The organism is Mycobacterium sp. Dal123C01 (assembly GCF_052566995.1).
Map to the genome: position 1 here is coordinate 3,698,236 of NZ_CP199580.1, position 11,293 is coordinate 3,709,528.

Consider the following 11,293-nt stretch of genomic DNA (forward strand, 5'->3'; position numbering starts at 1 on the left):
ATTGAGGAGAGACGATGAGCGGACCGCAGGGATCGGACCCGGGCCAGCAGTGGCAACCGCCCGGCGAGGGTGGCGATCGCTCCCAGGAACCGACTCAGGTGGGCTCGCCGTGGCAACAGCAGCCGCCGACCCAGGAGGGGACGTGGCAGGCCCCCGCGTACACGCCGCCCGCCGAGTACCCGCAATACCAGCAGCCGGCTGAGCACGCGTACCAGCAGCAGTACCCTCAGCAGCCGCAGCCGGGTTATGGCCAATCCGAGCAGTACGGTCAGCCCGGCCAATACGCCCAGCCCGGTCAGCCTGGTCAGTACGCTCAGCCCGGCCAGTATGGCCAGCCGGGTCAGTACGCTCAGCCGGGCCAGTACGGCCAGCCGGGCCAGTACGGACAGCCAGGCCAATACGGTCAGCCCGGCCAGTACCCGCAGCAATACCCGGGCTACGAGCAGCCGAAAAAGAAGCGTTCGATGGCGCTGATCGGCGGCGTGGGCGGGGCGATCGCCTTTCTGCTGATCGCGGTCGTGCTGGTGCTCGGTTTCTGGGAGCCCGGCTTTTTCGTCACCACCAAGCTGGACGTCAGCAAGGCTCAGACCGGTGTGCAGCAGGTTCTGACCGACGAAACCAATGGCTATGGCGCAAAGAACGTCAAAGACGTGAAGTGCAACAACGGCGGCGACCCGACCGTGAAGAAGGGCAGCACGTTCGACTGCGCCGTCAGCATCGACGGCGCGCAGAAGCACGTGACGGTGACCTTCCAGGACGACAAGGGCACCTACGAGGTCGGCCGGCCGCAGTAGCAGGTCACTGCGGCAGCGAGTCGAGCGCTTTCTGCAGCCGGGCTATCGAGGACCCCACGCCGAATTCGGTCGCCAGCTCCGCGGTGCGCTGCGGGTCGGCGGCCACCAGCGGTAGTTCGTCGGTTCGTGTCGACAGCGTGATCGCTGCGTCGGTGGCCACCCTTACAACCTGGGCGGCGGCGTCGATGTAGTCGGTCGCGGCCAGAAGCTTGGCCCGCAATCCCTTGGCGAGCTTGGATTTCGGGTCATGCGCGGCGGCCAGGATCTGATCCAGCGAGCCGTGCTGAGCCAGCAGAGTGGCGGCCGTTTTCTCCCCGACGCCGGGCACACCCGGTAGGCCGTCGGACGGATCACCGCGCAGCAGCGCCAGTTCGGCGTAGGCGGGTCCGGCCCGATCCGCCGGCACGGAATAGTGCTCGGCCACCTCGGCGGGCCCGAACAGGGTGGCCTTGGCCAGCCCGCGGCCCAGGTAGAGCACCCGAACCGGGACGGGATCGTCGGACACCACTTGCATCAGGTCGCGGTCTCCGCTGACCACGACGACCGGGTCTTTGCGTTCCTTCGCCGCCAGCGTGCCCAGCACGTCGTCGGCCTCGAAACCCTCGGCACCTGCCGTCGCGATCCCGAACGCGTCCAAGAGCTGCATGATCATGTCGACCTGTGGTGTCAGCTCGTCGGGCACTTCCTCGACGTCGGGCGTGCCTTCCGGTTCCGGCTCGGCGACCCGATGCGCCTTGTACGACGGAATCAGGTCCACCCGGAACTGCGGGCGCCAATCCAGGTCGAGGCACACCGCCAGCCGGTGGGGCCGCTGCTGGGTGATGACCACGGCCATCGAGTCGATGAATCCGCGGACGGCGTTGACCGGCCGGCCGTCGGGAGCGGTGATCGACGACGGCACCCCGAAATACGAGCGGAACCACATGCTGGCGCCGTCGAGCAGCAACAAAGGTGCAGGCATGCGGGCTATCCTGCCAGCGTGGCCGCGGCGCGGTTAGCCTGGCTGCCATGGAATCTCATCGATTCGATGCCGGGGTCTATGGCCGCCGGCTCGCCGCGGCGGCCGCAGCGACTGCCGATGCCGGTCTCGACGGCCTGGTGATCACCCCGGGATATGACCTGCGCTACCTCATCGGATCCCGTGCCGACACGTTCGAGCGGCTCACTGCCCTGGTATTGCCGGCTGCCGGTGAGCCGACGGTCGTGGTGCCGCGGCTGGAGCTCGCCTCGTTCAAGGGATCGGTCGTCTCTGAACTGGGCTTGGCGCTGCGCGACTGGGTGGACGGCGATGACCCGTACAAGTTGGTGAGTGCCGCGTTGGGTGGTGCACCTGCGGCGACGGCCGTCACCGATTCGATGCCGGCGCTGCATGTGTTGCCGTTGGCTGGTGCGTTGGGTGTGCTGCCGGTCTTGGCCACCGATGTGCTGCGCAGGCTGCGAATGGTCAAGGAGCAGTGCGAGATCGACGCGCTGCGCAAGGCCGGTTCGGCAATCGACCGGGTGCACGCCCGGGTGCCGGAGTTCCTCATTCCGGGCCGCACCGAGGCCGACGTCGCCGCTGACATCGCCGAAGCCATTGTCGCCGAAGGGCATTCGGAGGTGTCCTTCATCATCGTGGGTTCCGGCCCGCACGGCGCCGATCCGCACCACAGCTATTCGGATCGCGAACTGCAGGTCGGTGACATTGTCGTCGTCGACATCGGGGGATCCTACGAGCCCGGATACCACTCCGACTCGACGCGCACCTATAGCATTGGCGAGCCCGAAGACGACGTAGCGCAACAGTATTCGGTGCTACAGCGCGCCCAGCGGGCGGCGTTCGACGCGGTTCGTCCGGGAGTAACCGCCGAGCAGGTCGACGCCGCGGCCCGCGAGGTGTTGGCCGAGGCCGGGCTCGCGGAGTTCTTCGTGCACCGCACCGGCCACGGCATCGGGCTCTCGGTGCACGAGGAGCCCTACATCGTCAGCGGCAACGACCTGCCTTTGACTGCGGGAATGGCTTTTTCGATCGAGCCGGGCATCTACTTCGCGGGCCGCTGGGGCGCCCGCATCGAAGACATCGTCGTTATGACCGAGGACGGCGCGCTAGCGGTCAACAGCCGCCCACACGAGTTGATTGTGGTGCCGGTGTCCTCAGGGGCTTAGCGGCGTGCTTGTGGAGCGGAGGTGGGTCGCACGGCGCGAAGGTCCGCGGCGTTGTGTTCCTCCATGTCGGTGAATCCTGAGGCGGCCTTGTAGGCCTTACTACCGACATCGGTCAGCGTTTCCCCGTGGGCCTGAAGGCCTTTCACGTGCTTACCGTGGGCCACGCTGACCGCTTCGTGGAACTCCTCGGCGGCGGGAAAGCCACCGAACATTCCCGACATCAGCGGTCCCCGCGACAGGCGGTCCGCCGCGTCGTGGGCATGCCCTCCCGCGCGGTGAGACTGGCTTCCCCCCGAGTGCAATAGTCCAGTGTCGACGAACACCGTCATCCCTTCCGTCAGTGTTGCGTTTTCCCGATCGTGGTGCTGCAGGCCTGGAACCAGGCGAAGTGATAAGTGGCGGACGACTTTTCGCCGGCCGCCAGCGCGTCGATGGCGGCCAGCAACTGCCAGTTGCCGACGTCGTGGAAATCGACGTGCTCTGGGTAGGCGTCCAGAACGCGGGTACTGACCTCGCGGAGATGCGTCTGCAGGAGGTCGACCTCTCTGTCCAGCACCCCGGTACCGCTGGAGGCGGCTTTCGCCAGGGTGTGGGCCAGTCGGGGTAGGCCGTCGCGCCACTGGGTCGCTTGGTTGAGTTCCCAGCCAAGGTCGTCGATGTCGGCCACGCGCCGGGGGCGTGGCGAGGTGGGGACCGGCTCGTCCTCCCCGGGAACGTGATGGATCGGGGTGTAGCCGGCGGCGACGGTGACTTCGCCGAGCAGGGTTTCCAAGTCGCCGCGACGTCGTTCCGGGGGCAACAGTGTGACCGCGGCGGGGAGCTCGATGCCAGGCGGGATCCAGCCGCTGGCCAGATCGGTGGCCAGCACCGTCGTGTTGTCCGGGCGATCGCCGGCCGCCCAGGCCAGCCGGGGTTGTTGGCGGGCCACTGCGGCCACCAGACGTTCTAGTCGCGCCCGCGCGGTGGCGTTGGCCGATGCGGCTCCGGCGACCGCGCCGGTGGCGGTGGCCGCGACGGCCTCGGTTCCCAGACTCGACGGCGACGGCGACGACGGAGGCGCGGGCGGGGGCGCTTGACGCACGACCGCGGGCTGGGCCGGGCTCCCTTGCCCCGCCGAGGGGTGCACAGGTGCAGAACCCGGCATCGCCGAGAGGGGTGGGCTCGGTGGGAGAACAGGAGCGGAGGCCGCGGGGATCGTCGGGCGTATGTCGGAGGCGTAAGCGGGCAGCGGGCCCGCTGGTGATGGTGCGGCGGGGGTCGCTGATCCCGCGACGACCTGGGGTGCCGGGGTCGCATCAGGGGCTGTGGCGTGTGCGACGGGCGGCGGCGCATCGTATGTCGGCGCGTTGGCGGGAACGCTTCCCATGCCAGCGGTGGGGGTCGTCGGGGCCTGCGGGTCCGGGGGTGGCATCTGTGGCGGCGGCACCGCACCAGCGGTTGCGTTGCCGGCCTGCATGCCCTTGTCGAAGCTGTGCACCAAGTCGGCGGGTGTCACCGGTTGGACTGGGCCGGAGGGCGCGCTGGGAGCGCCGGCCAAGGATGTCGCTCCAGCTGTGGGCAGACCCGAACTAGGCGCACCCACCATCGGCGTTCCCGGTGCTGAGGAGCCGCCGTGAAATGGCGCGGGTGCGGACGGCATTGGGCCCGCAACTGCGGCGGGTTCGGCCGGTGCCGGCGGCGGCGTTTTGCCAAAAGCTGACCGGAAATTCATGCGAGAGCCAGGGGCAGGAGCAACCTGCCCTGGCCCGGGGGGAGGTGGAGTTTCCAGCGGTGTCTTAAAGCTTGTCGCGGCGCCCGTGGGAGAACTGACAGCAGGCGGAACCTGCCCTTCCGGAGAAGGGGGTGGTGTGGTGAAACCTGGAGTGGCGCCGATCTGCGACCCGTGGCTGCTGAGGTCGCGTTTTACCTGATCTTCTAGGCTCTGTTGGTCTTCGGGTTGGCGGAACATATTGCCGACATCGACCCCATGGGCTTGCGCGAACTGACGTGCTGATTGCCCGGTTCCCTCCGCGTCGAGGATCCGCTGCATGGCATCAAACACGTTGCCGGAATACTTCGCAGCGACCATGTTTGCTAGGGCTCGATACTGCTGTAACGCGGCGACGATCTGGGGCACCTTGGCTTCCACGGGCTCTTTGGAATCTTTGATCTCTTGGATCCGCGTGTTGCCCTCCCTGGCGATATTGGTCAGATCGTGCTGGAGGCTCACAATGCTGTCGTAGGCGGTGCCATACGCGCCCTCTTTGGCACCGTTCTTTTCAGCAACTCGTCGCGCCTGATCTTCACCTTGTCGGAAAGAGTTGCGGAGGTCTTCAACCGTATGGCCATGCTGGTCGGCGAGCAGACCGGTTTGAGCGTTACGCAGCATGTCCGCAAAATGTATAAATCCTGCTTTGAGCTGTCCGCGATTGAGCTTGCCATCTGACAACGCCATCAGGTCCTGGTCATCCACCCATTGATCTCCGACGATTGGTATCGAATACTGTCCAGGAGGGAAGATCATTTGCAGAGTCCCTCGATCGCTAACGTGGTCTCGTCACCCGCACGCAGCATCGGCGCCATTTCAGAATCCGGCATGCTATTCTGGTAGTCGTTTACGAGCTCTTGGAAAATGTCAGTAAGTTTCCGAATTGTATTTGCGAGTTCAGTTGGCGTCGCAGGCAGTTCGGACAGGGTGGTACGAAGGTATTCGCTCCCCGCGAGAATTGCCTGTTGACCATTTATGGCGAATACCAATTGGGCGGTTGGATCGGTGCCCTGATTGCGGGACGAACTCGCTTTGATTGCACTGTGCACCTTTTCGTACACACCACACACTTTGGCCTTGGCGTCGGCGACCTGTTGGGCGGTGTATGCGGGAGGTGGTGGCGGTTTCGCTGACACAGGTCGAAACCAGCCCACGATTGCGACGGCAAGCGTCGCCAACAGGGCGATGACTAGGAAAGCAAACATCAGCCAAGGCTGCCTGCCTCGGGACGGCAGCGGTTCTGGCCAGGGGGGTGGAAGGGGCGACGAAGCAGGGGGTAGTCCGAGGTCCGACACGACCTCAATCGTATCGTCCGTTCGAGATAATGCCAGTCACCCATTCTTCGGGCTATGTTGAAGTCAACTGCCCTAACTCAATCAATAGAAATGATCTATGCGCCTACGGATCGTATGTTAACCGCATCTCATTTACACAAGTTCTCTAGCTTCGAAGTCGCGTCATCTCCAGAACGCACTGACGCGTTTATTTCGGAATCGGGTGCCTCGGCTAGTAATTGAACCGTGAGCAATTGGTAAACATTTGTGAGGTTTCGAACCCCGCCAGCGATATCAGGGGGGGTTGCTGGGGTGTCGTTGAGAGTGGTTGAGAGGTATTGGCTACCGGCGACGAGCGCTTGGCGGGCGTTCACTGCCGAGGCAAGTTGAGTCGCGTAGTCTGGCCCCCTGTCGCGGGCACCTGTCAACTGGATGGCGTTGTGGACTTTGCCGAAGGCAGTGCACACCTTCGATTTGGCGTCGGCGATCTCTTGGCTGGTGTAGGTGGGGCCGGCGGCTGGCTTACTGGTGGGGACTGGGCGGAACCAGGAACCGATTGCAACGCCAATTGCGAGGAGCGCCAACGCCAGTGCTGCAATCGTTAGCCATGCGACAGGGCGCTTTTGCGCGGGCGGGCGCTGGGCCACCCAAGGGGGCTGTGCGGGCGGCGGAGGAGGAAGATTCGACACTGCCCGATCGTATCTCTCAACCGAGTTTGGGTAGAAGACCTTGGCACCATGCATAGGGCACCACTCGGCATCTGATTGTGCCCATAAATCTCAACGCGGTCGTCACATTTTAGTTTCCGAAACGTGTTCCTGGGGAACGGATCTGACGGCGCCCGCTAGCGACTCGCGTCCTGATCGTCGTCATCGCGCTTTGAGTCGGGCAAGATGATGCGCCGACTCGCAACCGGTTTGCCCTCAACACGTTTGACGACTTCGGGTCCGGGCGGCGGTGTGGTGATACGCCCTTGCACCGGCGCGCCGTTCTTCACTGTCGGCGCCACAACGCGTTTGGTGTCGGGCTTCTCGTCTTTGCCCGCTGCTCCTCCGCCGTGCATGGCGCCCGGCGGCATCATTGGCATCGCACCCATCGGACCCCTGGGCGCACCAGGCGCAGTCTGTCCACTCGGTGGCGTGGGCGAAGTCGTATGTGCCGATGCGGGCTCAGTACCGGCCGACTGCGGCGGCAGTGGCCCGAGCATCGCGGTCGGTGTGGTGGCGCCACCACCCAGCCCACCACCGCCGCCACCACCCAGCTCGCCAGCGCCGCTCGTGGATCCCATCAGCTCACCAGGAATGGCCGCGCCAGCGCCCGCGCCGTGCTGTAGCGCGCCCATACCCGTCTGCATCATCTGCTGTCCGATCTGAGCAGCCTGCTGCGGAATCTGGCTCAACGGTTGGAGTAAGCCGCCCATCGCACCCGAGATACCGCCCGCGACGCCAGAGATCATCTGCGGAATCTGCTGAGCCATCTCACTCGGGCTGCCGACACCGGCCATCTTCCCGGCTGACTCTGCTTCATTCGCAGGAAACTTGCCCATAGCGTCAGCGGTTTTCTCGCCACGTTCGGCATATCCGGTTTGGGCGTCGCCCATGTCTCGGGGATCGCCGCCATTAGCAGCAAGACCAAGAGCTCTCAGCAGCTGACTCAAAGGAACAGTTCCCGTAGCCAGCTGATCGGGCGTGATCCCCGGCGGCAGTGGACCCCCACTCAACTTGGCCAGGTGCTCGAGAATTATTCGGATTTCATCGTCGCCACTCATGACATCCTCCCGCGCAGCGTCGGGCGGAGCAGGGTGCGCCGCGGAAGCGAACCCGCGCAGCACAACTGGCTCGCTTCAGTAGCGAACCAGTGTCGATCACCATCTTTGCCCCTGACCATTCGTGCCCCCACAGGCCCTGATTGCGAGGCTAATCACGGTATCGGTGCCGGTCAATTCACTGTTAAAAGCAACTGCCCGATATAGACGGCAAGTACCCGCGCGGACGAATGTTGATGACTGCGCTGTAGCGACGAGATGGTTCTGGCTAGCGTCGCCCCGCGACCGTGGGGTGAATAGCGGCAGCGGACGGCCTGGACGACAATTCGGCACGTGCCAGTCCTTGCGGTGGATCCGGAGGCGCTGTCCGCGGCAGGCAGCGCCGTGGTTGCGACTGGCGATGGGTTGGGCGCGGCGATGGCTGTGTTGACGGCTGGTTTCGGCGCCAACACCGGTCTGGATGTGGCTGGCATGGTGTTCGGTCTGTCGTATCAGTCAACGGCCGAGTCGCTACTGAAGCTTGCGACGGCGGCAGTTAACGCCTGCCGTTGCAACGGAGCGGCGATTCAGGCTAGTGCGTCGAACTATTCGAGGGCCGAAGTAGCCTCGAGGTTAGGCGGCGGTGGCGGCGTGTTATCGGCGCCCAGCGAGCCGGCTCGGATCGGATCATCCGGACCGCCAGGAACATTGGGTCCAGGAGAACCACCACCGCTGCTATGGGCTTTGGTGCAGTCGTTTGTCGTTGATGTATGGCCCGACGGCGACGTACCGGCACTGCACGCCGCCGCCGGTTGTTGGCGCGCGTTCGGGTCGGCGGCCAGCGGCATGCAAGGTGCGCTGAACGCATCTAAGACGATCGTCGGGACGCAGCAGATTCCCGAAGCCGATCTGATAGGCGAGGCCTTGTCGCAAATGGGCGGCGCCGTAGATGGTTTGGGCGACCTGTGCGGAAAAATGGCCGCCGCCCTAGACGATTTCGCCAACCAAGTGGCTCACGCCCAGAGCACTATTCGGGATTTGTTGCGTCGTCTGGAGTCCCTCACCGACCTATGGCACGACGTGGTCTCGATATTCAACGGCGATGCGCTTGAGGAAATCAAGAGAATCGCCGAAGACATCAACGCCGTGCTGCACAACTTGGGTCGCGAAGCCCGGGCCCTCGAGCAGGGCACAGGTCTGATGATGCAGCGCGCCGACAACTCGATCGTCGACATGGAAAAGCACATGCGCGGCAAGTTCTCCCATTTTCTGGGTGAGGATGTCGGAAATCCGGTCGCGACGGTCTTCGACACCTGGGTGAATGGAAACGAGGGAGTCGTCAAGGCCGCCGTCGGGGCGCTGCGGTCCATGGCGGATCTGGACCCCCGGTTGTTCCTCCTCGATCCCAAGGGGGCGGCGGCCACTTGGATGGACATGACCAAAACAGGCTTGCTCAACGACCTCCTTAACCCGCAGGAGGCCGGCGAAGCAAATCTGCAATCGTTCAAATCGCTTCTACACCTGGAAGATTGGCGCAGAGATCGGCCGGGGTTAGGGCTCGGAGGAGACATCTTCGAAGCAGCAATGCTGTCCGGAGGTGGGGAAACCAGCGCGGCAGACGGTGCCGGGGCAGCTGCACGTGCCGCTGAGCGCGGCGGCGACGCTGCGGGCGCAATGCGTCGCGCTGGCGAGCTCGGAGATGTCGCCCGCGCGAGCGGTGCCCTCCGCGATATCGGCAAGGTGAGCGATGGTCTGACCAAAGACCTCGAAAACCTCAAATTGCAGCCGTCCAAAGCCGATCCGTTACCCGGCGGGCGGCCAGTCGGCGTGCCGCCGGGCAAGCCGATTGAGGCGCCCGTCGAGCCCACGTCGCGCCCGGTCGAATCCGCGCCGCCGGGTACGCGTGCACCCGAATCCCCGACTACCCCGGGCGGCCCACCAGCCCCAGATCGCCCCAATGGACCAGTTGCCCCCCACGATCCAGTACCCGCAAACGAGCCGCCCTCTTCGGGTGGTCCACGCGAAGAAGGCCCTCACGATCCGGTGCCTGCGCGGGCGGGCGGTCCACACGAACCGGCGTCAGTGCCCACGACGCCCGTCGAGCAGTTGCCGTCGAATAAGTTAGAGCCGGCTGAGCCGACTCAGCCACGACTGCCACTCTCGTCGGTCTCGCCGCCCGCAGAGCCTGCGCCCGTCGCTGCTCAGCCGGTATCAGCCCCAACGCCGACGACGCCCCCCGTGCAGGCTCCCGACTTTGGGCCTCGCGGGGGCCACCAGCCTGATCCGTCAGGTCCGCACGGCAGCGGGCCGTATGGGCTCGAGGAAGGCAAACTTCCCCACGGTCAACCCTCCGAACCGGGGCTACGCGGTCCCGGCGATGGTGGTGACGGTGCGCTTGCCGATGGCCATGCCGATCCGAACCCGCACTTGCCCTTCAACTCGGATGATCTGGCTGCACTCGCCGATTACACTGGTTCTGGTTACCAGGACCTAAATCACGGGTTGAGGAACGTTTCGATGGATGCATCGCAGCTTGCTCGTGTCGACGCAGTAAATGCTGCGTTGGAGAAGCTTCCAGTATATGAGGGCCCCGTAATTCGTGGGTCAGACATACCGGCTGAGATGCTAGAGCTATATAGACCCGGCGAAAGTATCACCGAGCACGGGTTCTTGAGCACCACGACTGATCTTACGGTGGCGCGGTCGCCAGCATTCGCAGGGAACGTTGAATTTCGGATTCTGTCTAAGTCAGGACGAGATATTTCTCCCTATTCGATGTTTCCGGAAGAGCAAGAGATCCTGTTTCCATCGGGTACAGAGTTTTACGTGGTGGACAAAGTCGTGAATCCGCTAACCGGTCGGACCGTCATCAGAATGATCGAATATTAAATCGTGGGCAATCGGTAGGCGCAGGGACGATAGGAGTCATTACGTGAGTAAGACGATCGGTGGAAAGAGTTTTTCAACACCGGAGGAAGCGGGCCGGACACCACCGACAGAGGCCGAGTTGGCGCGCGCCCGCCAAATCTTAGACGAGTTCGAGCAGCGAATAGATGCCATCCCGCCAGAAGATCGAGCGAAAGAAGTCTCACCGAAATTCTGGGACGACACTTCAGGCACTGAGTTTGAGCGCCGCGATCCCGAATCGCCCTAATTACTCGCCGCGGTCGAGCAGATCCGACGATCCCAGCACCCGCTCGATCTGAACCTCGATGACCACGCGTCGGGGATTGGGCCTCGGGGTGCGGTAGCGCTGCGCATACCGCAATTCCGCATCGCGGACGGCATTGACATCGTTGTTGACCTTGGCGCGCCCCTCCAGCGAGAGCCAGCGTGCGCCGTCGACCTGGCTGAGCACAGCCATCCCGGCGCGGTCGGCATTGATGGCCTTCTGCGAGCCCCCGGTGGTGATCACCCGCGCGATATGAGTCACGGGGTCGAAGGTGAAACCCACGGCCACCACATGCGGCGAGTTATCGACGCGAAGCGTGGTCAACATGGCCAAATGACGTTCGGACAGAAACGCCAAAGCGTCATTGGTGAGCCGCGTAGTGGTGTTGGCCATCACCGTTCACGCTAGCGCAGGTGA

General features: G+C 64.2%; 12 protein-coding genes. 6 read left to right on the forward strand and 6 right to left on the reverse strand.

Going from position 1 to position 11,293, the window contains the following annotated elements; genetic code table 11:
* Positions 1 to 14: 14 nt before the first annotated feature.
* Positions 15 to 794: a DUF4333 domain-containing protein gene (locus ACTXG5_RS17475; protein ID WP_445159988.1), complete on the forward strand. Its 780-nt coding sequence runs from the start codon at positions 15 to 17 to the stop codon at positions 792 to 794.
* Between the two features lie 4 nt (positions 795 to 798).
* On the opposite strand, the gene ACTXG5_RS17480 is transcribed toward ACTXG5_RS17475, so the two are convergent.
* Entirely contained in the window at positions 799 to 1,755 is a 957-nt protein-coding gene (locus tag ACTXG5_RS17480) for a 5'-3' exonuclease (RefSeq protein ID WP_445159989.1), read from the reverse strand.
* Positions 1,756 to 1,802: 47 nt separating this feature from the next.
* On the opposite strand from ACTXG5_RS17480, the gene ACTXG5_RS17485 reads away from it, so the two are divergent.
* Positions 1,803 to 2,939 (forward strand): M24 family metallopeptidase, encoded by a 1,137-nt coding sequence (locus tag ACTXG5_RS17485; RefSeq protein WP_445159990.1) that lies wholly within the window; start codon positions 1,803 to 1,805, stop codon positions 2,937 to 2,939.
* On the opposite strand, the gene ACTXG5_RS17490 is transcribed toward ACTXG5_RS17485, so the two are convergent.
* Positions 2,936 to 3,268 (reverse strand): DUF2563 family protein, encoded by a 333-nt coding sequence (locus tag ACTXG5_RS17490; protein WP_445159991.1) that lies wholly within the window; start codon positions 3,266 to 3,268, stop codon positions 2,936 to 2,938. The genes ACTXG5_RS17485 and ACTXG5_RS17490 overlap by 4 nt on opposite strands.
* An 8-nt stretch (positions 3,269 to 3,276) precedes the next feature.
* A complete protein-coding gene (locus ACTXG5_RS17495; RefSeq protein WP_445159992.1) occupies positions 3,277 to 4,020 on the reverse strand; it encodes a DUF5631 domain-containing protein in 744 nt (247 codons plus the stop codon).
* 283 nt (positions 4,021 to 4,303) lie between these two features.
* Between ACTXG5_RS17495 and ACTXG5_RS17500 the strand changes: the two genes are divergently transcribed.
* Both ACTXG5_RS17500 and ACTXG5_RS17505 read left to right on the forward strand, forming a co-directional pair.
* Positions 4,304 to 4,555 carry a hypothetical protein gene (locus tag ACTXG5_RS17500; RefSeq protein WP_445159993.1) on the forward strand — a complete coding sequence of 84 codons (252 nt, stop codon included), beginning with the start codon at positions 4,304 to 4,306 and terminating at the stop codon, positions 4,553 to 4,555.
* A 536-nt stretch (positions 4,556 to 5,091) separates the two neighbouring features.
* Positions 5,092 to 5,364: a hypothetical protein gene (locus ACTXG5_RS17505; protein WP_445159994.1), complete on the forward strand. Its 273-nt coding sequence runs from the start codon at positions 5,092 to 5,094 to the stop codon at positions 5,362 to 5,364.
* A 74-nt stretch (positions 5,365 to 5,438) separates the two neighbouring features.
* Here ACTXG5_RS17505 and ACTXG5_RS17510 read toward each other — a convergent pair whose 3' ends face one another.
* On the reverse strand, positions 5,439 to 5,891 hold the full coding sequence (locus ACTXG5_RS17510; RefSeq protein WP_445159995.1) for a hypothetical protein: 453 nt from the start codon (positions 5,889 to 5,891) through the stop codon (positions 5,439 to 5,441).
* A gap of 913 nt (positions 5,892 to 6,804) precedes the next feature.
* Positions 6,805 to 7,728, reverse strand: coding sequence for a hypothetical protein (locus ACTXG5_RS17515; RefSeq protein ID WP_445159996.1), 924 nt, complete (start codon positions 7,726 to 7,728; stop codon positions 6,805 to 6,807).
* A 345-nt stretch (positions 7,729 to 8,073) separates the two neighbouring features.
* On the opposite strand from ACTXG5_RS17515, the gene ACTXG5_RS17520 reads away from it, so the two are divergent.
* Both ACTXG5_RS17520 and ACTXG5_RS17525 read left to right on the forward strand, forming a co-directional pair.
* Entirely contained in the window at positions 8,074 to 10,593 is a 2,520-nt protein-coding gene (locus ACTXG5_RS17520) for an ADP-ribosyltransferase (protein ID WP_445159997.1), read from the forward strand.
* A 43-nt stretch (positions 10,594 to 10,636) separates the two neighbouring features.
* Entirely contained in the window at positions 10,637 to 10,858 is a 222-nt protein-coding gene (locus ACTXG5_RS17525) for a hypothetical protein (RefSeq protein ID WP_445159998.1), read from the forward strand.
* Here ACTXG5_RS17525 and ACTXG5_RS17530 read toward each other — a convergent pair whose 3' ends face one another.
* The gene (locus tag ACTXG5_RS17530; protein ID WP_445159999.1) at positions 10,859 to 11,269 is read right to left on the reverse strand and encodes a F420-dependent biliverdin reductase; all 411 of its coding nucleotides are present in this window, start codon (positions 11,267 to 11,269) and stop codon (positions 10,859 to 10,861) included.
* Between the last annotated feature and the right edge of the window lie 24 nt (positions 11,270 to 11,293).